We start from the raw sequence: 22,756 nt of genomic DNA, 5'->3' as shown, positions 1-22,756 counted from the left end.
TATTTTTAAAATAGTTTAGAATGCATCACGATCCATCTTTCGGGTAATTCGCCTTTCATGGCTTGCTGATAATCTGAATAACTACATGGAACAATAGAATTTCTGTTAAATCGGTTATTCCCAGATGGATTAGGAACTTCCATCCACCATTTTTCTATGAAATTACTTTTATAAAAAGTTAAAATTTCTGGCTCCATTGGCATGGAAACCACATATTTCATATAATCATTAGAGCGGAAGTCTCGAGACTCTTTTCTATGATAAAAACCTTCGATAAAATACCAAATCATGGTGGCCAAAACTGCTGCTGATTTATTGGATTCATCATCTTTGGTGACGTCAAATTCATAGAATCCTACTGCACTCAATTTTTCATTTATGCCGGCATACCAACATAATTGACAGGCTTCCTCACCAGTAAGCCCGAAAGGCTGAGCTTGAGCGGAGGCTGGAAAATCAGATGATTTTATGGCAGACAAATCAAAACTCATCATATCAGCCTGACGGATAACAGGTTCCATTTCTTTGATATCATGACGCAAAGCTCCTATTCTATGCGCCTCGAAATATAATTTTTCAAGTGTGGTAATAGCTTGAGGATTTACCAAATAGGTTTGATAAGCTAAATGGCTATAATTAAATAAATAATTGGGCTGATGCATCAACATTTTTTGAACATGCTGTTGGTTGGCTGGAGAATCTTTATCCTCCATATCTAAAAAAGCATCCACATTTAATACGCTAATGAGCTTTTCCATTTCCTCATAAGCCAAATATTGCGCAAATCCCATATCTTGAGAACCTCCAATTAGGATAGGTAAAACATTATTCTCAATACAAGCATGACAAACTTCTTGAACTCTTCCGAAGGTTTGCTCAGTATCTATAGCTTCGGAAATATTTCCTAAATCCACAATATTATAAGCACCTGAGCCTTTTGATAATTTATAGAGTTTTTTTCTAAGGGCGTCTGCGCCTCCAACTGTACCCACATTTTCTTCATTATTTCCTTTATCGGAAATTCCTATCAAGGCGATATCTGCACTTTTATAATCAGGAAACTTCTCCTGATAGACTTGAATATTTTTGTAAAAGCTTCCCTGTTTTTTTATATCGGAAAAAATCTCCTCGGGAACGGGGCTAAAGAAAAGTCTTAAATCCATGGCATGAATTTAATAACAATAATTTGATGAGCATTAATTTTGAGTAAAATGATTCATTATAACCACAAATTAGATGACCAGCCTAAGGCTGTTTTCTTTTTACCGCAAAGTTTCTCTAAGAATTTCACAAAGGACTCAAAGGATCAGATAAAAGTTATTGATTGACTCTTAATCTTAAGAAATAGGGCTATTTGATATAATTCAATCCATTAATAATATAAAAAAAACAGAAAATAATCTTGATTAATTTTGTTTTGAGATTAATCTCCATGTTCTTCCCAATGTTTCTGATTGTGAAAACCTCAGTGTCACTTTGTGCATATTCATTGTGTCACTCTGTGGTAAAATCATGCAGCCTTTGGCTGCCATTTGTTTTCTTTTGTTGTTAAGAAATAATGCCAAAGGCATTTATAAATTAATCTAATTAACAATTCCCCTCACCATTTCCTTTTTCCCAGGAGGCCCAGGCAAAGTCTCCACTTCGAAACCAACTGATTTTAAATCTCTTTTTAATTGACCTTTGGCACTGTAGGTAGTAAAAACTCCTCCTTCTCGCAATAAAGAAAAACACTTTTGCAATAAATCCGCTGTCCAGAGTTCTGCTTGTTTGCTTGGAGCAAAAGCATCAAAAAAGAGCACATCAAATCGCTGGTCTGTTTGAAAATCCTCCAGTTTACTTTTGATTTTATGAATCGAGAAATATGGACTAATCTCGATATTTTCTTCCCATTTACAGCTATGTAGTTCTTTAAAAACAGTTTTTAAATTATCCTGTCCAATTGAAGTCGCATAATTCAATTGATCTATGATTTCCATATCCAATGGATAAGGCTCGATAGTGGTGAAATTGATTTTCACTTCATTATCAATAGCAAATTGAGCAGTTAAAAGGGCATTTAATCCTGTTCCAAAGCCCACTTCAAAAATATCAACTTGCTTAGGCAAGCCTGATTTGGTTCTCCAAAATCGTAAGCCTTTTTCAATAAATACATGAACAGACTCCTGCAAAGCACCATGAAAAGAATGATAAGTTTCCTTTAATCCTTCATGATAAAGGGAATGAGAACCATCTTCAGTAGTTATGATTTTTATGTTTTCCATGATTATTGATCTAAATCACTTTGACTCTTTACCTTATAAATCAAAGCCACAGCATGTGCATCCACACCTTCTTCTCTGCCTACAAAGCCCAATTTCTCGGTTGTAGTAGCTTTTAAAGATAAATCCTCCTCACTTATCCTCATCACTTTAGATAAAACAGTGACCATCTCGGGAATCAAAGGATTGATTTTTGGTTTTTGCAAACCTACAGTTACATCCAAGTTTCCAATTTCGTAACCCTTTTCCCTAATTAAAGCAACGGTTCTTTCTAGTAGAATTTTACTGTCTATTCCTTTATATTGTGGATCTTGATCTGAAAAATGATAACCAATGTCTCGCAAATTAGCAGCTCCTAATAAAGCATCACAAATCACATGAATTAAAACATCCGCATCGGAATGCCCTACTCCACCTTTATGATAATCTAGCTTTATGCCTCCTAACCAGAATTCTTCACCTTCTGCTAGGCGGTGTACATCATATCCATATCCTATTCTGAAATTCATTTCTTTGCCTTATAATAAATAGTGGAACAATTTTCGGCTCTCAAAATTTCATTTGATGCCTCATGGATGTTTTTCGTGCTTACTGCTTTTATCAAATCAATTTCTTCATTTACCAAATTAGGATTACCCATAGCAGCTCCAAAAGCAATGGACATTGCACGATTCAAAATATCTACTTCGCCATATACAGTAGTGGAAATTGCTTGATTCTTTACTTTTTCTAATTCCCTGTTGGCAACTTCCTCAGCTTGCAATTCTTTTATGATTTGCTGAACAGCTTTATCTGCATTTTCCAAACTAATTCCAGCTGAAACCTGCCCGCTAATCACCAATAAACCAGGATCAACTGAGCCCATTACATAAGCAGCCAAACTAGAAAAAACTCCAGCTTCCTTCACTAATTTTTTATATAATCTACTTGATTTACCTCTTCCCAAAATATCGCTCATCAAATCTGTAGCATAATATTTATCATCATTTTTGGCTGGCATGTGATATGCTTTATACAATGCATCAACTGGAACATCCGCTTCCACTTCCAAAAATTTAGCTTTTTCTTGCTTTGGTTCAGCTGGTAATTTTCTTTCTCGCTTTTCCCCTGATGGAATTTCCCCGAACCATTTATCTACTAATTCTTTTATTTGCTCCGTATCTACATTTCCTGCAACAACTAAATATGCATTGTTTGGCCTGTAGTGAGTAAAGAAAAAATCCTTTACATCATCCATAGTAGCATTTTCGATGTGAGATATTTCTTTCCCTATAGTTGCCCATTGATAAGGGTGCTTTTCATAAGCTAATGGACGCAATTTCAACCATAAATCTCCATAAGGTTGATTTAAATAGCGTTGTTTAAATTCTTCAATCACTACACTTCTCTGTACTTCTAAAACTTTGGGGTCAAAAGAAAGAGATAACATTCTGTCAGATTCCAACCAAAAAGCAGTTTCAATATTTTGGGCAGGCAGTGTTACATAATAATTCGTAATATCTGGACTCGTAAAAGCATTGTTCTCTCCTCCTACTCTTTGTAGAGGTTCGTCATAATTAGGAATATTTTTTGACCCTCCGAACATTAAATGCTCAAAAAGATGTGCAAAACCAGTTTTATCAGGTTTCTCATCTCTTGATCCTACATCATAAAGTAGGTTAACAACCGCTAATGGTGTATTTTTGTCTTCATGTACGAAAACATGCAGACCATTATCAAGTGTAAAAGAATTATATTTTATCATAAGCTAATGTGTGAATCAAAAATAAAAAATATAATGGCTTTTGCAGATAAGACCATTACTTTAAATTTGTCGGATAATTGTTTCCGACTTTATTAGGAAACTCAAAGATAGAAACTGTAATTTAAAAACTAAACTTAAACCTCTAAAGCCTTTCTATAAGGTATTTTTTCATGCAATTCGATAGAAAAAAATTATCCAACAACCAACTGATTAACCTCTACGAGCAAATTTTGTTGCCCCGACTCATAGAAGAAAAAATGTTGATCTTGCTTAGGCAGAATAAAATCAGCAAATGGTTCTCTGGAATCGGGCAGGAAGCAATTTCAGTTGGTTCGGCAGCAGCTTTGCAAAATGACGAATACATTTTACCAATGCATCGAAATCTTGGTGTATTCACCACTAGAGAAATTCCGCTGAGCAGATTGTTTTCCCAATTTCAGGGTAAGATGAAGGGGTTCACTAAGGGGAGAGATCGTTCTTTCCATTTCGGAACCAATGAATTTCATATTGTGGGTATGATATCTCACTTAGGCCCTCAATTGGGTGTTGCAGATGGAATTGCTCTGGCCAATAAATTAAGTGGTGAAAATAAAGCTACTCTTGTTTTTAGTGGAGATGGAGGAAGTTCTGAAGGAGATTTTCATGAAGCTTTGAATGTTGCCGCTGTTTGGGATCTGCCTGTTATCTTCATGATCGAAAATAATGGTTATGGACTTTCCACCCCGAGCAATGAGCAATTCAAATTCAAAAATTTTGTAGATAAAGGCCCTGGTTATGGAATGGAGGCCATCAAAGTAGATGGAAATAATATTTTGGATGTTTATCACGCTGTGGATACAGCCGCAAAAAAAATGCGCAAAAATCCTAAGCCTATTTTAATTGAAGCCATGACTTTCCGAATGAGGGGACATGAAGAAGCTTCAGGTACAAAATATGTTCCACAGGAATTATTTGATAAGTGGGCTAAAAAAGATCCAGTCGATAATTACGAGCAATTTTTATTGAAAGAAAAAATAATTTCTCAAGAAGAGATCAATGAGTTAAGAGCTAGCATTAAAGCAGAAATTAATAAAGGCTTAAAACTTGCTGGGGAAGATGTATATCCAGAAGTGAGTACTGAACAGCAAGTTGCTGATTTATTTTTGCCCAATAACACAAAACCTATAGCACCAAAATCAGACAAAAAAAGCCCTAAAAGATATGTTGATGCCATTTCAGATGGACTAAAGCAATCATTTGAGAAATATCCTGAATTAGTGATTATGGGTCAGGATGTTGCCGATTATGGAGGTGTTTTTAAAATCACGGAAGGATTTATTGACAAATTCGGCAAAGACAGAATCCGAAATACACCACTTTGCGAATCAGCCATTATTGGTATTGGTTTAGGAATGAGCATCAAAAAGCAAAAATCTGTAATCGAAATGCAATTTGCGGATTTTGTGACTTGCGGATTTAATCAAATAGTGAACAATTTAGCTAAATCGCACTATCGTTGGGGGCAAAATGCTGATGTTGTGGTCAGAATGCCAACAGGGGCAGGAGTTGCGGCAGGACCTTTTCATTCCCAATCAAATGAGGCTTGGTTTTTCCATACACCGGGACTGAAAATCGTTTTCCCTTCCAATCCTTATGAAGCGAAAGGATTATTAGCTGCAGCTATAGAAGATCCGAATCCAGTAATGTATTTTGAGCACAAGGCACTTTATCGTTCTTTAACTGAGGAAATTCCTGATGATTATTATACTATTGAAATCGGAAAAGCTAACATAATTAATGAAGGAACTGATATCACTATCATTACTTACGGCATGGGCGTTCACTGGGCAAAAGAAGCAATGAATGATTTATCAGATTTATCTGTTGAGTTGATTGATTTAAGAACTTTATTGCCTTGGGATACTGAAACAGTCGAAAAAAGCATATTAAAAACGGGGAAAGTATTGATTTGCAATGAAGATTGCTTAACTGGTAGCATTAGCGGAGAAATAGCCGCTTGGATCAGTGAAAATTGTTTTGAAGCCTTAGATGCACCAGTAATGAGAGAAGGAAGTTTAGATACTCCAGTTCCTTTCAATGCAGATTTAGAGCAAAACTTTTTACCAAAAGAGAGGATTAAAACAAAGCTTAAGAAACTAGCTGAATATTAAAATACTGTCTCAGAGTAGATGAAAATTCATATTCTGAGAAATTGGCATTAAATTGAAGGTTTAGAAAATATAATTTGATAAAATATTTACCATATAAATTCTTTGGAATAGGACTTGTCATCTTTATGGCAAGTTTTCTCTATTTTCCGTCCATATCTCACGGGCAAGATACTGGTGGAAAAAAACTAGAGGTCTCTGAAAAGAGTAGTCCAACTAAAATGGACAATAAAAAAGTAAGAACTTCTAAAAGAAGAAAGGCAAAAGGAAATCCAAACAGAGGAAGTAATAAGGTAATTGTGATTAACCCATTTAAATGGGATTGGGATAAAGTAATGTGGTTTAAAGCGAGAAAAAGCGATTATGAAACCAAAGATTATAATCCTAACAAAAGACCAAAAAGAAAAACCTATGATAATCAACCAAATTATAAATCTGCTGACAGAAAAGCCATCACGAATCCATCTGAATTAAGCAAACCATTAATTCCTTATGATAGCCGAATTGCTGAAGAAGGTCCTGTTTTACAGAAAAAGCGAAAACCCAAAAATGTAAATGTATCAGATGGTGGGCCGCAAGATTTCCGTAAACCTATAAGTCTGAATGACCCATCAGAGACTTTATCGAAGGCTCCAAAAAAAGATAAGGAAAGCAAAACAGATGGAAAAAAGCTTTACAGCAGGAGAAAGGATAAGGATCGAAAACCATTTGATAACGATAAACTAGAAACTGCATCAGCTCCAGATTTAGATCCTAAAATGGATGAGGACCAAATCATGTTCAGAAAGAAAAAGGATGATTATCCTAAAATGAATAATGATAAGTTGATGGTTTCTGAGCGACCTGACTATAAATCAAATAAACCCGATGGTGATAAATTATTAACAATTGACGCCTCCGATAAGAAGCCTAAGCCATTTGATAACGATAAGTTGATGACCGAAAGGGTGAATGATGGTAAAAAAAATAAGTTTGATAATGATAAATTGATGATATCAGAACCAGCTAATAGGGAAAGAAAACCTTATGATGACAGTAAATTAATGACTGCTTTGCATGGAGATAGAGAAAGAAAGCCTTTCGATGATGATAAATTAATGACTGCTCGCCCTGCTAATCCAGAAAGAAAAAAGTATGATGATAGTAAATTGATGACTGCTACGGTCAGCAAACCTAAAAAACAGGAATTGCATGATGACCGATTACTCACAGTATTAGAAAGCAGAAAGCCAACTGATGAAATGAAGGAAACTAGCAAGGACATTTCTAAACATGATGGTGATTATCAAAGACATTTTTACGTGAGTACAGAATCGCATCCTGGCACAAAAATATTGGCGGCAGAAAATACGAACGTTCCATTTTTAGCTAAAACTTTTCAGTCCGTTTCCTTGTTCTTTAAGAAAATTTGGGGTGATCCTACTCAACCAAAATACGTAACTAGAAAAAACCCTAAAGAAAAAAGAGATAAAAAAGAAGGCCAAATTTGGGATAATTCTGTTCATCCTAGCGAATGGAAAAAACAGAAAGCCGAATCTGGAGAGCAACAATAGATATTATAAAAAGAATTTATGAATTGGAATAGATTAGATAGTAAAGAAACATTAGATAAAATCATTGAAGATTCTAATGAAAATCCAATAGTGATTTTTAAGCACAGCACTAGTTGTTCTATTAGTGCAATGGCTTTGAACAGATTAGAAAGAAGCTGGAATGAGAGCGAAATGGCTGAAGTAAAAGCATATTATTTAGATTTGATTTCCTATAGAGACATATCAAATACAGTTGCTGAAATATTTGGAGTGATGCACCAATCTCCCCAAGTTTTGTTAATAAAAAATGGAGAATGTGTTTATGATGATTCACATATGGGAATCAGTTATCAAAATTTGAAATCAGGAGTTGCTGCTTAAGCACTTCAATTAGATTACAACAAATTAAAAGTTACATTCTGTTCAATATCAGGATGTAAACTTTTTGCTACAGGACAATTCAAGGCAATTTTCTTTAATTTCTGAATTTCATCCTCTGATAAGTTAGTTTTCCAATTGATGTCAATAGTAATAGCTTTAATCCTTCTTGGATTTGCCGCCATTTCTTTTTGTAAATCGCAATTGATTTCACCTAATTCCAATTTATTTTGATCAGCATAAATCCCCATAACGGTAAACATACAGCTTGCAAGTGAGGTAGCCGCTAAATCGGTAGGAGAAAAATAGGCTCCTTCCCCATTATTATCGACTGGAGCATCAGTAATTAAAGAATTTCCCGAACCATTATGAGTCGCTTTTGTTTTTAACAAGTGGACGTATTTTATAGATGAAGTTGCCATAAACTAACTAAGTTTTTTATCGTTTGATTTAAAAGCTTAAATTTGTGGAATTATTTAACAGAAATGAAAAAACTGCTCATATTTTCTTTATTGACATTCTTTCTTTTGACTGATGCAAAAGCTCAAAAGGATGATCCTTTTGATTATGGGCAAGAATTTCTGTTTGGAGCTACGAAGGCAACAAATGGAGGGCTAATTTCTGGTGGTTTTTTTAGATATAGTGCAAAAAAATCCGATCGCATATTTCAAACATTCGGATTGGAAATTGCTAATATTCGACATCCTCAAGAAAGAAGAGTTCAGAGCCCAACATTTTTTAGCTCCTCCTCTTTCTATGAAGGAAAAGAAAAATATTTAATAAGCACTCGATTAATGTATGGCTACGATATGTTGTTGTTTAAAAAAGCAGAACAAAAGGGAGTTCAGATTAATGGAGTATTAATTGGAGGACCTACATTAGGTTTAGTATCACCTTATTTACTGAGAAGTGAAGGAGGCGGATTGGTAACATATTCACAATATCTGAATGGTTCATCGATTATTGGTCCTGCTGGATATTTTTCAGGAATAGATCAAATGGAAGTAGTTCCTGGCGCACACTTGAGAGCCTCTTTGCTATTTGAATTTGGATCCTTTAAGAGTAAAATAACTGGCTTTGAAGTTGGTTTTTTAGCTGAAATTTTCACTAGAGAAATACAAATTGTGCCTTTAGGTACAAAAAATTATAACTTTTACCCTGCTGCATTTGTAAGTATACTGTTTGGGTCAAGAAAATAGATTAAGAATCGATTAATAAATTGATATGATAGATTTACCGGTAGTAAGCCAAGAAGAAAAAAAGAAAAATAAAAAACCTGATTGGTTAAGGGTTAAATTACCTGTTGGTAAAGAGTATGCAAACGTTCGCAAGATTGTGGATGAAAATAAATTGCATACTATCTGCGAAAGCGGTAATTGCCCGAATATGGGAGAATGCTGGGGAGCAGGTACTGCCACTTTCATGATTCTAGGAAATGTATGTACCAGAAGCTGTTCATTTTGTGCAGTAGCTACTGGTCGACCACCAGAATATGATGAGCAAGAACCACAAAGAGTAGCAGAAGCTATCAAAAAAATGGGGGTGAAACATGCTGTTTTGACTTCTGTTAATAGAGATGAGTTGAAAGACAGAGGTGCAGAAATTTGGTATCAAACTGTTGTGAAAACAAAAGAACTTTCTCCTGAAACTACAATAGAAACATTAATTCCTGACGTAAAAGGAAAATGGGATGCTTTATACAGAATGATTGAAGCTGGACAAGAAGTGGTTTCTCACAACGTGGAAACGGTTCCTAGTCTTTACAGAAGAGTAAGACCTCAAGCCAAATATCAAAGAAGTTTAGACCAGATCAAACTTACTAAGGAATACGGGAAAAGAACAAAAACCGGTATTATGGTTGGTTTAGGTGAAACTCATGATGAGATGTTTGCGGCTATGGATGATTTAGTAGCACATGGCTGCGATATTTTAACTGTTGGACAATATTTACAACCTACTAAAAGGCACCATGATGTAATTGAATATGTACATCCTGATGTTTTTGATATGTACAGAGAAGAAGGATTGAAAAGAGGCTTGAAATATGTTGAGTCAGGTCCATTAGTGCGATCTTCTTACCATGCCGAAAGACACGTAAACGTCCCTATTTAAGGAGCGTAAATATATTTCAAAACCACAGCATCTAGTGAATTCCACTTATATTGCTGTGGTTTTTTACTTTTTGGACTTTATTAATGAAGTTTGAAAAGCTTTTACCATTTTTATAAAGGCTTTTAATAGAAAGTCAATTTTGAATACCTATGCAAGATAATTTTATCGTTACCCTAGAGAATCTAAAATTAAAGGATTACCGCAGCTTACTGAAATCAATGAAGAAAGCTTATGCGGGTTGGGATGATTTATGGGAAGTAGAGCACATCAAAACCCTAATTGATAAATTTCCTGAAGGGCAATTATGCGTTTTAGTAAATGGACAAGTTGCGGGCTGCGCTTTATCTATTATAGTTGATTATTCCGAATTCGGTGATAATCATACCTATCCGCAGATTACAGGAAAGGAATCTTTTGACACTCATAATCCTGATGGAGATGTACTCTATGGGATAGATGTTTTTGTACACCCAGATTTTAGAGGAATGAGAGTGGGGCGTAGAATGTACGATGCTCGAAAAGATTTAGTAGAGCAATTGAATCTTCACTCTATTGTAGCTGGCGGAAGACTACCAGGTTATTCGAAATACGCTGAGAAGATGACGCCCAAGCAATATATTCAAAAAGTAATTGCTAAAGAGATTTATGACAAAACCTTGTCCTTCCAATTATCAAATGACTTCCACGTAAAGAAAGTTTTAAAAGGCTATTTACCTGGCGATAAACAATCTGCAGAGTATGCCGCTTTAATTGAGTGGAATAATATTTATTATGAACCTTCGGAGGAATATGTCCATATTCCAAAAACGGTAATTCGTTTAGGATTAGTGCAATGGCAAATGCGACCAACTCCATCTTTAAAGGCAATGCAGGAGCAAATTGAATTCTTTATTGATGTGGTAAGTGGTTATCAATGTGATTTTATTTTATTCCCTGAATTATTCAATGCCCCATTAATGGCAGAATTCAACCATTTGGATGAAGCTTCAGCCATCAGAGAATTGGCAAAATATACTGAGCCTTTAAAAGAAATTTTTCAGGAGTATGCCATTAATTATAATGTGAATATCATTACTGGAAGTATGCCAGTAATGAGCAGAGGTAAACTTTACAATAAAGGATTTTTGTGCAGAAGAGATGGAACTAGCGAAACCTATGAAAAAATCCACATGACGCCTGCAGAAGTAAGTGCATGGGGAATGAGTGGGGGAAAGAAAATTCAAGCTTTCGATACAGATTGTGGTAAAATTGGAATTAATATTTGCTATGATGTTGAATTCCCTGAAATGGGAAGATTATTGGCAGATGAAGGAGTTAAGATTTTATTTGTTCCATTTTTAACGGATACTCAAAATGGATATATGCGGGTAAGACTATGTGCTCAGGCACGTGCAATAGAAAATGAGTGTTATGTTGCCATAGCAGGAAGTGTTGGTAACTTGCCTAAAGTAAATAACATGGATATTCAGTTTGCGCAGTCTGGAGTATTTACACCATCTGATTTTGCTTTCCCTACTAATGGGGTTAAAACCGAAGCTACGCCTAACACTGAGATGACAGTAATTGCAGATGTAGATGTTAATTTGCTAAAAGAATTGCATACTTACGGAAGCGTGCGTAATTTGAAGGATAGAAGAAAAGATTTATACACACTTAAAAAGAAATAGGTCAGTGAAGGTAGAGGAGTTTGTAAGTTTAAGTTTATTTAAAAAGATAAAGACCTTATATGTAGAGGGGGAATTTGTGACTTCCATCCGTTACTATCGCTATAAAGTGAATTTATTTTTATTGAATGATTTTTATGTAGAAGCTTTTTATCATCCCAAAACTGACCGTATCGAAAAAATCGTTCCTTTTGATAGTAATCACACCAGAAAAAAGTTTTATACAGATCAAGTGAAACTACCACATTGGCTCGAAAAAGTATCTTAAAATGATAGATTTAAGAAGTGACACTATAACCCAACCAACAGCTGGAATGAAGGAAGCCATGATGGCTGCCCCAGTTGGAGATGACGTTTTTGGCGAAGACCCTACTATAAATGCTTTGGAACAAAAAGCTGCTGATTATTTCGGGATGGAATCTGCTATTTTCTGCCCTAGCGGAACGATGACCAATCAAATTGCTATCAGAGTCCATACTGCTCCACACACTGAAGTTATTTGCGATGCAAAATCTCATATCTATTTATATGAAGGTGGTGGAATAGCTTATAATTCTTTTGCTTCCGTTCGTTTGTTGCATGGTGATAGAGGAAGAATAACGGCTGAAATGATTCAGGATAATATCAACAATCCTGATGATGTTCATGCACCTATCTCAACTTTGGTTTCTTTAGAAAACACAATGAATAAAGGAGGTGGTTGCGTATATGACTTCAATGAAATCGAAAAAATTAGTTCGCTTTGTAAAGACAAAAATTTGAAACTTCATTTGGATGGAGCTAGGCTATTCAATGCTTTAGTTGCCACAGATGATGATCCTAAGAAATATGGAAAGCACTTTGACACCATTTCAATATGCTTGTCAAAAGGATTAGGCTGTCCTGTAGGCTCTTTATTACTTGGAGATAAAGCTACTATCAAAAAAGCCAGAAGAGTAAGAAAAGTCTTAGGAGGCGGAATGCGTCAGGCCGGTTTTCTGGCAGCTGCGGGCATTTATGCTTTAGATCATCATATAAACCGACTTAATGAGGACAATGATAGAGCAAAAACTATTGCTAATGCATTAGATAGTTTAGGTTTTGTAGATTCCGTTATGCCTGTTGAGACTAATATTGTCATATTCAAATTAGCCAACAATGCTTTATCGGTTGATTTTGTTGAAAAACTAAAGCAAATAGGCATTTTAGCTGTTCCATTTGGAAAGCATGATGTCCGATTTGTGACACATCTCGATTTTGACGATGACATGCTTGATGATATGATCAAGAAATTAAAAGCTATTTAAACCCATTTTATCCTACACCATGACATTAGCAGAAAAAATTAATGACCAAATTCGAGATATAGCTGACTTCCCGAAAGCAGGGATCATATTTAAAGACATTACGCCAGTTCTCTCACATCCAAAACTAATAACTGAAACTGTAGATTGGTTTGTAGAAAAAGCTAAAAATGACGGAATTGATGTGATAGTGGGAGTAGAATCCAGAGGATTTCTTTTTGGAATGATGATAGCCGAGAAATTAGGAGTACCATTTGTACCCGTAAGGAAAGAAGGTAAGTTACCTTATGAAACCATTAAATATTCTTATGATCTAGAATATGGAAGTGCCACCATGGAAATCCATAAAGATGCAATCAAAAAAGGGCAGAATGTAATGATTCATGATGACTTGCTGGCAACAGGAGGCACAGCCTTGGCTGCAGCCAAATTAGTGAAAGAATTAGGCGGAAAAGTAGGCAACTTTAGCTTTCTGATTGAGTTAGGCTTTTTGGAAGGCAAAAAAAAGCTAGCTAAAGAAAATGAAGCGGTTTATAGTATCGTTACTTATTAAATAGCAATTTGATATTCCACACCGAACTAATAGGTGTTTAAATTTTTAAAATTTAAATAATATATTTGAAATTCAGATTAAAAAGAGATTTATAAAGCAATCATGGAAGAAGCACAGATAGAAAATAAAAGCGCATTGCAACAGAAAGTAAAGGACGTTATGTCTGAAGTGGCTAAAGTGGTAGTTGGACAAGAATACATGGTCAACCGTTTATTGATTGGTCTTTTCACTAACGGACATGTATTATTAGAAGGTGTTCCCGGTTTGGCAAAAACTTTAACTGTAAATACACTAGCTAATGTATTGCATTTAGATTTTCAAAGAATTCAGTTTACACCTGATTTAATGCCATCCGATTTGATCGGAACCATGATTTACAATCAGAAGCAAGGAAACTTTGAAGTGAAGAAAGGACCTATTTTCTCCAACTTAGTTTTGGCTGATGAGGTGAACCGTTCTCCTGCTAAAGTTCAATCGGCTCTTTTGGAAGCCATGCAGGAAAAACAAGTAACGATTGGAGAAACTACATTCCAATTGGATAGACCATTTTTGGTTTTAGCCACCCAAAACCCAGTGGATCAGGAAGGAACTTATCCTTTACCGGAAGCACAGGTCGATCGATTTATGCTAAAGGTAACGGTTAGTTATCCTACAAAATCTCAGGAGCTAGAAGTAATGAGAAGAATGTCGAATATGACATTTAATAAGGATGTTAATACTATTCTGACTAAAGAGGAAATATTTAGCATTAGAGATCAGGTAAATCAAGTAGAGATTTCTGAATCCTTAGAGCGCTATATAATCGAATTGGTTTATGCCACTCGATCTCCTTTAGATTATGGTTTGAAACAAGAAGCAGAATATATCCAATATGGAGTTTCACCTCGTGCTAGTATTAATTTAAACCTGAGCGCAAAGGCTGTTGCTTATATGGAAGGTAGAGATTACGTATTACCTGAAGATATAAAAGAAGTTGCTTATGATGTGATGAACCATAGAATTTTGCTCAACTATGAAGCAGAAGCAGATGGGGTAACAACAAAGGATATCATTGAAAAAATATTAAAACAAGTGCCTATTGGTTAATTAGCACTATTTTCAAGATAATTTTAAAAGCGTTCCGGATGGGACGCTTTTTTATTTTAACACAAAATTAATAGTGTATAGAATTGATAACAATTTGCTAAAGAGTCTGACAAATTCAGTTAACAATTAAAACCCACCTTTGTCGCAAAGAAATTTAAACTTATTAAAATTACTCACGATGAAGAAAATTAATTTATTAGCGATGCTAGTTTTAGTACTTGCATTTGGATTCACAGCTTGTGATGAAAACACAGTTGAGCCAGAAGTAAATGAAGAAGAGGAAAACGAGGGTATTGTTGTAGTTACAGACAACATTACTGAAAATACTACTTGGTCAAAAGACAAAGTTTATCAATTAGGTGGAAGAATTGTTGTGGAAGCTGGCGCTGAATTAACAATAGAAGCCGGTACAATTATAAAAGGTGAAGCTGGTTCACAAGCAAATGCAACTGCTCTAATTGTTGCTAGAGATGGAAAATTATTTGCACAAGGTACTGCTGATGAGCCAATCATTTTCACATCAGTTGCAGATGAAATTCAGCCGGGTGAAATTGCTTCTCCAAATTTAGATCCAACTCAAAATGGTTTATGGGGTGGTGTTATCATTTTAGGAAATGCTCCTATCTCAGCTTCGGCTGCTGAAGTACAAATTGAAGGTATCCCTACTTCTGATCCAAACGGACTTTACGGAGGAACTAATGCTGAAGATAATTCAGGTGAAATAAGATATATTTCTATTCGTCATGGTGGAACTAACATAGGAGCAGGTAATGAAATCAATGGCTTAACTTTAGGCGGTGTTGGTTCAGGAACAGTAATCGAAAATGTAGAGATAGTCGGTAACCAAGATGACGGAATCGAATGGTTCGGTGGGACTGTTAACGTTACTAATGCTTTAGTATGGAATGCAGGTGATGACGGAATGGATACTGACCAATCATGGAGCGGTACTATGGATAATTTCTTAGTAGTTACTCCTGCTGGACATTGCTTTGAATTAGATGGACCTGAAGGTGATGTATTATTAGATGTACAACATGTTTTCTCTAATGGAACTGTAGTTGCTTCATCTTTTGATTCAGATGGAGAAGTTGAAAGAGGTTCTCAAGATTTAATCAATACTGATAACAATTCAGGAGTAATCTTAAGAAACGTTTTCATTACTGGAATTGCTGATGGTCAAATCATCAATAGAGTAAATGCTGCAAATGTTACTTTTGACAATGTTATCCTTGATGTTAACACTGAATTAACAAACTATATTCCTGAAGGAAGTGAAGTCCCAGCTGGAATTGTTGCTGGAACGAGCGGACAAGCAGATGCTTCTGTATTTGCAAACTGGACTTGGGCTGATGTGGCTGCTAACGTATCAAGTTTATAATAATTCAGATAACATTGAATTAACATAACGGCTAATTTATAATAAATCCTTAATCAACTAGGATAGCTTACTAAAGGCACACAAAGTAATTTTGTGTGCCTTTAGTATTTAATGGCGTTTATAAAAAAAGCATAAAAATTATACACATGTTAAAATTTAAACATCTTTTAGCTGTCTTATTGATTCTTTCCACTTCTGTAGCTATTGCACAGAAAGGTAAAATTCGTGGTACTATAATCGAGGATTCAAACGGAGAGCCGATGATCGGTGCCAATGTCGTGGTTAATAAAGTTTCCCCCGATAACCAAGAGATTATTGAAGGAGCACTTATTGGTGCTGTTACTGATTTAGATGGACAGTTTACTGTTCCTGTTGAAGCAGGCACCTATAATGTTAAAGTATCCTTTGTTACTTTTCAGGCTTTAACCATTGAAGGGGTAGTGATAAAAGATGGAGAAGTAAATAATTTAGGACAAATCAGACTGAAAGAAGAGAAATCAGAGCTTCAAGAAGTTGTGGTTACAGCTAAAGCTATCAGAACTACTGAGGCTGCATTGATGACAGTTAAGAAAAAAGCTCCTGGAATGATGGACGGAATTTCTTCAGCTAAATTCAAATTAATTGGCGATGCTACAGCAGTTGAAGCAGTAAAGCGAGTAACTGGAGTTTCAATAGAAGGCGGTAAATATGTTTATGTTAGAGGTTTAGGAGATCGATATACCAAAACTACTTTGAATGGTATGGATGTTCCAGGTTTAGATCCAGACAGAAATAGCTTGCAAATGGATATCTTTCCTACAAGCTTAATTGACAATATGATTGTAAGAAAATCATTCACCGCTGATTTACCTGCAGATTTCACAGGTGGAATAGTGAATGTGGAAACAAAAGACTTTCCTGATGAAAAAATTATGGATGTTTCTTTTGGAATAGGTTTTAACCCATCTATGCACTTCAACTCAGATTACTTAACATACGAAGGTGGTAGTACTGATTTCTTAGGTTTTGATGATGGCACGAGAGCATTGCCTCAAGGAGCAAGAGCAACTCAGGTTCCTGGTCCTTTTACAGGAAATACTGAGGAAGCATCTGAATTCATAAGAAGTTTCAATCCAAACCTAGCAGCGCAAAATCAAACTAGCTTAATGGATTACAGCCTTGGATTTTCAATTGGTGACCAATTGCAATTAGGCAAGTCAGAAGATGATGACAAACCGAAATTAGGATACATCTTCTCTCTTTCATATAAAAACAATACGCGTTTTTATGATGACGTAAGCTATGGTGAATACCAAAAATATAAAGATCCTGAAAGAACTGAGATGCGTTATGCTACTACTCAAGACGGTCAATTAGGTGAGAATAACGTACTTATTGGTGCATTAGGAGGGTTAGCTTTAAAATCAAAATACACTAAATTGAGATTAACTGCAATGCGATTACAAAATGGTGAAAGTAGAGCAGGTCAATTCAACATTCAGAATGATGGCGAAGCAGTTGGTCAGTCAGGTTATGTTGCTGAATCAGACAACTTAGAATATACACAAAGCGCATTAAATAATATCCTATTAAATGGTACTCATATCTTGAAAAATACTGGGTGGGATATCGATTGGAGAGTTTCTCCAACTTTCTCGACTTTAGAAGATCCAGATATCAGAAAAACTGCATTCTCTGCTGTCAATACAGACAACCCTAGATTTGCTGCTGGTGAGGCTGGTAATCCATCCAGAATCTGGAGATCATTAAATGAATTTAATATAAATTCTAAAATCGATATTACTAAAAAGTATAGCTTCAACGATGCAGATGCTAAATTTAAATTTGGTGGAAGTCACACTTATAAAAACAGAGATTACGAAATATTATTCTTTGATGTACAATTCTTTGAAAGCCAATCATGGCCTAATCCAAGCCAAGAAGTTGTTTTAAATGAAGAAAATTTATTCCCAAGCGAAACAAATGGAATCTATTATCAATCAGGAAATAACAATCCTAATCCAAATGCATATAGCTCCAATGTAAATAATACTGCATTTTATGTTTCGAATGAAATGACTCCTATCAGAAACTTCAAAACTGTTTTAGGTTTAAGAGTTGAGAATTATGTGCAGAGACATACTGGTAGAGATCAAGCACATGCAAGTGGGAGTTCAAATGGTAGAAATCTAGTGAACGAAAAAGTATTAGATTCTTTCGATTTCTTCCCAACTGCTAATTTGATTTATTCATTAACTGATGATCAAAATTTAAGAGCTTCATATTCAAAAACTATAGCAAGACCTTCTTTCAAAGAATTAAGTTTTGCTCAAATATTGGATCCTATTACAAACAGAATTTTCAACGGAAGTTTATTTACCTATGCTGACTGGGACGGTAATTTAACTGAAACCAGAATCGACAACATTGATTTGAGATGGGAATTATTCCAAAGAGAAGGACAGATGTTCTCAGTTAGTGCCTTCTACAAATATTTTGACAATCCAATTGAGTTAGTAAGAATTCCAGCACAACAAACAAGCACTGAGTTTCAAGCTAGAAATGTAGGAAACGGAAGATTGCTTGGTGTAGAACTAGAAGCTAGAAAGAAATTAGATTTCATTAGCCCTGCATTAAGGAATTTCAACATTAGCGGAAATTTGACAATGGTTGAATCAAGAATCGATATGACTGATCAAGAGTTTAACGCAAGAAAAGAGTACGAAAAAACAGGAGAGAACATCTCAGATGTCCGTCAAATGGCAGGTCAGGCACCTTACGTGATCAATGGAGGACTGTCATATAATAATCCTGTATTAGGCTTAAATGCAGGTATGTTTTACAATGTGAAAGGTCCTACTTTGGCAATTGTTGGTACTGGTCTGTATGGTGATGTGTATGATGAATCATTTCACAACCTAAGTTTTAGCATAAATAAAACGTTTGGTAAGGATGATAAAACAAGCATTGATTTCAAAGTATCAAATATATTAAACGATAAAAGAGAAAGTTTCTATCAATCATTTCAAGCAGATAAAGAAGTGTTTACCAGTTTAAATCCTGGAACTGCATTTAGCGTTGGAGTGAATTACAAATTTTAAGTTTAGGTTGACTGTTTAATATTGAAGAAGCTTTCGGGGAAACTCGGAAGCTTTTTTCAATTTTAGGGCAACAAAAAACCCGCAAGGTTTCAAGAAATCTTGCGGGTTTTTAATTTTAGTATATAAATCTATTTCTCCAATTGATAAGCTACTACCTTATTCTTAAAGAAAGTAGGAACATATACAATCATTTTATCAGCATCTAAACCAATATCAGCAGTTTGTGATTCTTCTGCTTTTGTGTCTAATAACAAAGTAGCTTTATTACCAGCCACGTGATAAATTTCGCCTTTCCATCTGCTGGCAATATAAGTTTCATCATTTAACATAGTTAAACCATCACCTCCAGTTACGGAATCATTTACCATCTCGAATTTATTTTCAGCTAAATCATAAGCTCTTAAGCCCTTTCCATCTAAAGTCATTAAATGATCGCCTTTGCTTAATAATCCATTAATGCTTTTAACTCCTTCAGCAACAGTAGATAATTCTCCACCTTCAATTTTGTGAATTAAACCTAAGCCCATATCTGAAATATAAACTGCACTTTCAGATGTTGTGATATCATTCAAGAATTCAGCTTTTTCCGGAGTAAATTCTTTAGCGACTTCTCCAGTTTCCATATCAATAGCTACAACTCTATCGATATCCGTTACATAAAGATGGCCATCAAAAATCCCCATTCCTTTAGGAGCATTCAATCCAGTCGCCCATTTCAAATTCTTAATACTTCCATCAAGATTTAAAATAGAGATAAATCCTTCACCATTTTTATCTAATGGCTTTCCGTTGATATTGGAAACGAATAGTCTATTACCTTCTCCATCATATAAAACGGATTCACAAGTTGTCATCACAGTATCTGTTTCCCATAATTTTACCAATTTAGGATCAGCAGATTGTTCTACAACTTCTTTTTCTTGTGTTTCTTCTTCTTGATTTTCTTTTTTAGCGGGTTGGCATGCAAATATCAGCAATGCAAATCCCAATACGAATACTGTACTTTTCATAGTTATTTTAGTTGGTTTATTATAAAGATACAAAACTGATTGCAATCGCAAGTGTTTCAGTTTTCTGAAAAGATATGTAAGCTTGATTTCTGAATAAGCTCGCCCCTCATGAGGCTTTGGTTAGTATTTTTGCTTAGCGTCCCCAATATATTTCAATACATGTCGTAAAGCAGCTTTTCTAATATCTTTTTCACGGACTTCTGAATGTCTATGCAACACAAATTGAAATTTTAGGGAAGTGAAATTTTCATTGATTTTGATGATTCGTAAAACATAGCTATCATTTCTTATATAGTGATGATACTCTCCTAATACATCAATAATATGCTTTTCAACAGCTTCAACATCTGTTGCAAGCTCATTTTTCAAATCGAAATCAAAACTTACTTTTCTAATCGCTCTTTTAGTATAATTGAAGATTTGAGAAGTAAAGACCATTGAATTAGGGATGTAAATCAAATCTTCATCATCATTTACGATATGCATATTCACCAAGGTGATATCAGTCACTTTACCTTTTACCTCCCCTATTTTAATCTCATCTCCTATCATCACCTCCTCTGAAAACATGATCAACATTCCATTAATCATATTGGCAATATAATCCTTTGATAAAATGGCAATTGCTGCTGCTACTATACTTAAGGAAGTAATCAGATTGATGGGATCAATATTAAAAAGTAGCAGAATAGCGCCAATTAGCACGAAAGTGTGCAAGATATTGGCAATATGATCTATCCCTAAAATAAAATTGCTTTTTACCCCTCTGGATAATTTGTGCTTTTGCTGATAGTAAAAAACCACTGCCAATCTTATAAAAGAAATCCACAGGTCTGCGTAAAGATAAAGCCTCAATGCTTTAAGGTAGTGTTCTGGAATACCAAATTCCAAAATCTGATTTTTATAGTTATCTATAGCAAAAAGAGTAGCAATAAAAATTACAGCTTTAACCAAAAACCAGATTCTCTTTTTTCGCTCTAAATTTATGATAGGGGTAATGGTTTTTTTGTTCATAATACAAAGTTATAATAATCTAATAACACTATAAGTAGGTGCTCTCAGCTAAATGCCTTATTTTTGTAAAAATATTTTACAAATTTAAGATGATAGATAAGAAAAGAAACCCTTGGCACGATATCCATTACGGAGACGAAGTGCCCGAGTATGTGAATGCCGTAATTGAAATTTCTAAAGGCAGCAAGGGTAAATTTGAACTAGACAAAGAAACAGGTTATTTAATGTTGGATAGAGTACTTTTCAGCTCTGTACACTATCCAGCAAATTATGGTTTTATTCCGCAGACTTATTGTGATGATAAAGATCCTTTGGATATCATGGTGATTACCTCTATTGAATTACCACCCCTTTGTATGGTAAAAGCAAAAGTGCTGGGCGTTATGAAAATGATGGATCAGGGAGAAGCAGATGATAAAATCATAGCTGTTGCAGCTAATGATATGTCCGTAAATCATATGAATGATATTAATGACTTACCTCCACATACTTCAAAAGAAATGCAAAGATTCTTTGAGGATTATAAACAGCTTGAAAACAAAAAAGTAGTGGTAGAGGATTTTTTTGATAAAAAAGAAGCACACAAAGTTATTCAAGATAGTATAGATCTTTATGACAAAACTTTTAGAAAGTAAAAAACTTGATTTATACTTTAAAACCATAAAAGGCTGACTAAATTTAATTTAGACAGCCTTTTACTTTTATGGTTAAAGATCTTTTCAGAGTATCACATTTTAGAAATTTTCCCTCCAGAACCTGAATTCACATCTACTAAGGAAGGCTTTCCACCATAAGTTATTCTCCCTGATGAAGAAGCTTTGGCAATCAATTTCTCTTGTACATTCAACTCTATTCTTCCTGATGAGCTTGCTGCTAAATCGGCATTATCACAGCTAAATTCAGATGCATCAATTCTTCCTGAACTACTCACCTGTGCTTCAAAATTTTCTGCATTACCATCTAAATTAAATCGACATGAACTGCTTACTTGGGTTTCTATATTAACCGCTTGTGCTGATAAAGCAATGCGTGCAGAACTAGAGCCTGATACTTCAATATTGTTGGCTTTCACATTCAAATCCATTCTAGCTGAACTTGAACCTTTAATCTCCATATTGTTGGCTTCAATTAAATCTTCCGACATCATTCTAGATGAACTGCTAGCTTTTAGACTTTCTAGCTCTTGAAAATAGACTGTAACCTCAACTTCTACATTTCTAAAGGTCTTATTAGATTCCATTTCAATTTTCAGGTTTCCGTTTTTTACTTCGGTAATCACATCTTCTAATTCTCCGGTGGTGCTTACATCCACTTTAGGTTCGTTACCTTTTTTCAACGTAACTCTGATGCTTTGAGAAGATGAAACAGATGTAAAATCTGACAAAGAGCGCGTTTCAATTTCTTGTGATTGTACCTGACACGCGAATAAAGCAAGAACAAATACTAATAGTATATTTTTCATGTTATTATGGTTTAGTTTCTCAGTAAAGATGCGAGAAAATAAAAGAGGT

At 34.9% G+C, this 22,756-nt stretch carries 21 protein-coding genes; 13 read left to right on the top strand and 8 right to left on the bottom strand.

The window, feature by feature from the left end; genetic code table 11:
- Window positions 1-5 precede the first annotated feature (5 nt).
- The 4 genes from QYS49_RS05610 to QYS49_RS05595 form a co-directional block, all read right to left on the bottom strand.
- Window positions 6-1,163: a formimidoylglutamase gene (locus QYS49_RS05610; RefSeq protein ID WP_308350732.1), complete on the bottom strand. Its 1,158-nt coding sequence runs from the start codon at window positions 1,161-1,163 to the stop codon at window positions 6-8.
- A 420-nt stretch (window positions 1,164-1,583) separates the two neighbouring features.
- Window positions 1,584-2,264 carry a tRNA (5-methylaminomethyl-2-thiouridine)(34)-methyltransferase MnmC2 gene (gene mnmC2, locus QYS49_RS05605; RefSeq protein ID WP_308350731.1) on the bottom strand — a complete coding sequence of 227 codons (681 nt, stop codon included), beginning with the start codon at window positions 2,262-2,264 and terminating at the stop codon, window positions 1,584-1,586.
- A 2-nt stretch (window positions 2,265-2,266) separates the two neighbouring features.
- Window positions 2,267-2,770 (bottom strand): 2-C-methyl-D-erythritol 2,4-cyclodiphosphate synthase, encoded by a 504-nt coding sequence (ispF, locus tag QYS49_RS05600; protein ID WP_308350730.1) that lies wholly within the window; start codon window positions 2,768-2,770, stop codon window positions 2,267-2,269.
- Window positions 2,767-4,005, bottom strand: a complete 1,239-nt coding sequence (locus QYS49_RS05595; RefSeq protein ID WP_308350729.1) for a M16 family metallopeptidase — start codon at window positions 4,003-4,005, stop codon at window positions 2,767-2,769. Before QYS49_RS05595 ends, ispF begins: the two co-directional genes overlap by 4 nt.
- Window positions 4,006-4,175: 170 nt before the next feature.
- Here QYS49_RS05595 and QYS49_RS05590 point away from each other — a divergent pair, with 170 nt between their 5' ends.
- The 3 genes from QYS49_RS05590 to ytxJ all read left to right on the top strand — a co-directional run bounded on the left by QYS49_RS05590 (window position 4,176) and on the right by ytxJ (window position 8,065).
- Window positions 4,176-6,155, top strand: coding sequence for an alpha-ketoacid dehydrogenase subunit alpha/beta (locus QYS49_RS05590; RefSeq protein ID WP_308350728.1), 1,980 nt, complete (start codon window positions 4,176-4,178; stop codon window positions 6,153-6,155).
- A 74-nt stretch (window positions 6,156-6,229) separates the two neighbouring features.
- Window positions 6,230-7,705: a hypothetical protein gene (locus QYS49_RS05585; protein ID WP_308350727.1), complete on the top strand. Its 1,476-nt coding sequence runs from the start codon at window positions 6,230-6,232 to the stop codon at window positions 7,703-7,705.
- An 18-nt stretch (window positions 7,706-7,723) separates the two neighbouring features.
- Window positions 7,724-8,065: a bacillithiol system redox-active protein YtxJ gene (ytxJ, locus tag QYS49_RS05580; RefSeq protein ID WP_308350726.1), complete on the top strand. Its 342-nt coding sequence runs from the start codon at window positions 7,724-7,726 to the stop codon at window positions 8,063-8,065.
- 14 nt (window positions 8,066-8,079) lie between these two features.
- Here the strand turns inward: ytxJ and QYS49_RS05575 are convergent, their stop codons facing one another.
- A complete protein-coding gene (locus QYS49_RS05575) occupies window positions 8,080-8,484 on the bottom strand; it encodes an OsmC family protein (protein WP_308350725.1) in 405 nt (134 codons plus the stop codon).
- A gap of 63 nt (window positions 8,485-8,547) precedes the next feature.
- Here QYS49_RS05575 and QYS49_RS05570 point away from each other — a divergent pair, with 63 nt between their 5' ends.
- The 9 genes from QYS49_RS05570 to QYS49_RS05530 all read left to right on the top strand — a co-directional run bounded on the left by QYS49_RS05570 (window position 8,548) and on the right by QYS49_RS05530 (window position 19,221).
- On the top strand, window positions 8,548-9,261 hold the full coding sequence (locus QYS49_RS05570) for a hypothetical protein (RefSeq protein WP_308350724.1): 714 nt from the start codon (window positions 8,548-8,550) through the stop codon (window positions 9,259-9,261).
- A gap of 25 nt (window positions 9,262-9,286) precedes the next feature.
- A complete protein-coding gene (gene lipA, locus QYS49_RS05565; protein ID WP_308350723.1) occupies window positions 9,287-10,174 on the top strand; it encodes a lipoyl synthase in 888 nt (295 codons plus the stop codon).
- A 149-nt stretch (window positions 10,175-10,323) separates the two neighbouring features.
- A complete protein-coding gene (locus QYS49_RS05560) occupies window positions 10,324-11,841 on the top strand; it encodes a carbon-nitrogen hydrolase family protein (RefSeq protein ID WP_308350722.1) in 1,518 nt (505 codons plus the stop codon).
- Window positions 11,842-11,845: 4 nt separating this feature from the next.
- Window positions 11,846-12,106, top strand: a complete 261-nt coding sequence (locus QYS49_RS05555; protein ID WP_308350721.1) for a hypothetical protein — start codon at window positions 11,846-11,848, stop codon at window positions 12,104-12,106.
- Window position 12,107: 1 nt separating this feature from the next.
- Window positions 12,108-13,124 carry a threonine aldolase family protein gene (locus tag QYS49_RS05550; protein ID WP_308350720.1) on the top strand — a complete coding sequence of 339 codons (1,017 nt, stop codon included), beginning with the start codon at window positions 12,108-12,110 and terminating at the stop codon, window positions 13,122-13,124.
- 19 nt (window positions 13,125-13,143) lie between these two features.
- Entirely contained in the window at window positions 13,144-13,674 is a 531-nt protein-coding gene (locus QYS49_RS05545; RefSeq protein ID WP_308350719.1) for an adenine phosphoribosyltransferase, read from the top strand.
- Between the two features lie 102 nt (window positions 13,675-13,776).
- Window positions 13,777-14,760 (top strand): AAA family ATPase, encoded by a 984-nt coding sequence (locus QYS49_RS05540; RefSeq protein WP_308350718.1) that lies wholly within the window; start codon window positions 13,777-13,779, stop codon window positions 14,758-14,760.
- Between the two features lie 178 nt (window positions 14,761-14,938).
- Entirely contained in the window at window positions 14,939-16,141 is a 1,203-nt protein-coding gene (locus QYS49_RS05535; protein ID WP_308350717.1) for a beta-helix domain-containing protein, read from the top strand.
- 146 nt (window positions 16,142-16,287) lie between these two features.
- Window positions 16,288-19,221: a TonB-dependent receptor gene (locus QYS49_RS05530; protein WP_308350716.1), complete on the top strand. Its 2,934-nt coding sequence runs from the start codon at window positions 16,288-16,290 to the stop codon at window positions 19,219-19,221.
- A 128-nt stretch (window positions 19,222-19,349) separates the two neighbouring features.
- Here the strand turns inward: QYS49_RS05530 and QYS49_RS05525 are convergent, their stop codons facing one another.
- Both QYS49_RS05525 and QYS49_RS05520 read right to left on the bottom strand, forming a co-directional pair.
- On the bottom strand, window positions 19,350-20,231 hold the full coding sequence (locus QYS49_RS05525) for an ATP-binding protein (RefSeq protein WP_308350715.1): 882 nt from the start codon (window positions 20,229-20,231) through the stop codon (window positions 19,350-19,352).
- A 120-nt stretch (window positions 20,232-20,351) separates the two neighbouring features.
- Complete coding sequence (locus QYS49_RS05520; protein WP_308350714.1) at window positions 20,352-21,245, bottom strand: mechanosensitive ion channel family protein; 894 nt, start codon at window positions 21,243-21,245, stop codon at window positions 20,352-20,354.
- An 89-nt stretch (window positions 21,246-21,334) separates the two neighbouring features.
- On the opposite strand from QYS49_RS05520, the gene QYS49_RS05515 reads away from it, so the two are divergent.
- Entirely contained in the window at window positions 21,335-21,880 is a 546-nt protein-coding gene (locus QYS49_RS05515) for an inorganic diphosphatase (RefSeq protein WP_308350713.1), read from the top strand.
- Window positions 21,881-21,972: 92 nt separating this feature from the next.
- Here QYS49_RS05515 and QYS49_RS05510 read toward each other — a convergent pair whose 3' ends face one another.
- Window positions 21,973-22,707: a head GIN domain-containing protein gene (locus QYS49_RS05510; RefSeq protein WP_308350712.1), complete on the bottom strand. Its 735-nt coding sequence runs from the start codon at window positions 22,705-22,707 to the stop codon at window positions 21,973-21,975.
- Window positions 22,708-22,756 lie beyond the last annotated feature (49 nt).

Origin of the sequence: Marivirga salinae, from assembly GCF_030503855.1 — a bacterium.
GTDB classification, from domain to species: Bacteria; Bacteroidota; Bacteroidia; order Cytophagales; family Cyclobacteriaceae; genus Marivirga; species Marivirga salinarum.
The sequence above is the reverse complement of the archived record's forward strand: the minus strand, read 5'-3'. Positions and strand labels throughout refer to the sequence as shown.

Excerpts from the sequence above, each read along its gene's own strand:
- QYS49_RS05610 (WP_308350732.1), bottom strand. The coding sequence starts at position 1,163 with ATGGATTTAAGACTTTTCTTTAGCCCCGTTCCCGAGGAGATTTTTTCC.
- mnmC2 (WP_308350731.1), bottom strand. The coding sequence starts at position 2,264 with ATGGAAAACATAAAAATCATAACTACTGAAGATGGTTCTCATTCCCTT.
- ispF (WP_308350730.1), bottom strand. The coding sequence starts at position 2,770 with ATGAATTTCAGAATAGGATATGGATATGATGTACACCGCCTAGCAGAA.
- QYS49_RS05595 (WP_308350729.1), bottom strand. The coding sequence starts at position 4,005 with ATGATAAAATATAATTCTTTTACACTTGATAATGGTCTGCATGTTTTC.
- QYS49_RS05590 (WP_308350728.1), top strand. The coding sequence starts at position 4,176 with ATGCAATTCGATAGAAAAAAATTATCCAACAACCAACTGATTAACCTC.
- ytxJ (WP_308350726.1), top strand. The coding sequence starts at position 7,724 with ATGAATTGGAATAGATTAGATAGTAAAGAAACATTAGATAAAATCATT.
- QYS49_RS05575 (WP_308350725.1), bottom strand. The coding sequence starts at position 8,484 with ATGGCAACTTCATCTATAAAATACGTCCACTTGTTAAAAACAAAAGCG.
- QYS49_RS05570 (WP_308350724.1), top strand. The coding sequence starts at position 8,548 with ATGAAAAAACTGCTCATATTTTCTTTATTGACATTCTTTCTTTTGACT.
- lipA (WP_308350723.1), top strand. The coding sequence starts at position 9,287 with ATGATAGATTTACCGGTAGTAAGCCAAGAAGAAAAAAAGAAAAATAAA.
- QYS49_RS05560 (WP_308350722.1), top strand. The coding sequence starts at position 10,324 with ATGCAAGATAATTTTATCGTTACCCTAGAGAATCTAAAATTAAAGGAT.
- QYS49_RS05550 (WP_308350720.1), top strand. The coding sequence starts at position 12,108 with ATGATAGATTTAAGAAGTGACACTATAACCCAACCAACAGCTGGAATG.
- QYS49_RS05545 (WP_308350719.1), top strand. The coding sequence starts at position 13,144 with ATGACATTAGCAGAAAAAATTAATGACCAAATTCGAGATATAGCTGAC.
- QYS49_RS05540 (WP_308350718.1), top strand. The coding sequence starts at position 13,777 with ATGGAAGAAGCACAGATAGAAAATAAAAGCGCATTGCAACAGAAAGTA.
- QYS49_RS05535 (WP_308350717.1), top strand. The coding sequence starts at position 14,939 with ATGAAGAAAATTAATTTATTAGCGATGCTAGTTTTAGTACTTGCATTT.
- QYS49_RS05530 (WP_308350716.1), top strand. The coding sequence starts at position 16,288 with ATGTTAAAATTTAAACATCTTTTAGCTGTCTTATTGATTCTTTCCACT.
- QYS49_RS05525 (WP_308350715.1), bottom strand. The coding sequence starts at position 20,231 with ATGAAAAGTACAGTATTCGTATTGGGATTTGCATTGCTGATATTTGCA.
- QYS49_RS05520 (WP_308350714.1), bottom strand. The coding sequence starts at position 21,245 with ATGAACAAAAAAACCATTACCCCTATCATAAATTTAGAGCGAAAAAAG.
- QYS49_RS05515 (WP_308350713.1), top strand. The coding sequence starts at position 21,335 with ATGATAGATAAGAAAAGAAACCCTTGGCACGATATCCATTACGGAGAC.
- QYS49_RS05510 (WP_308350712.1), bottom strand. The coding sequence starts at position 22,707 with ATGAAAAATATACTATTAGTATTTGTTCTTGCTTTATTCGCGTGTCAG.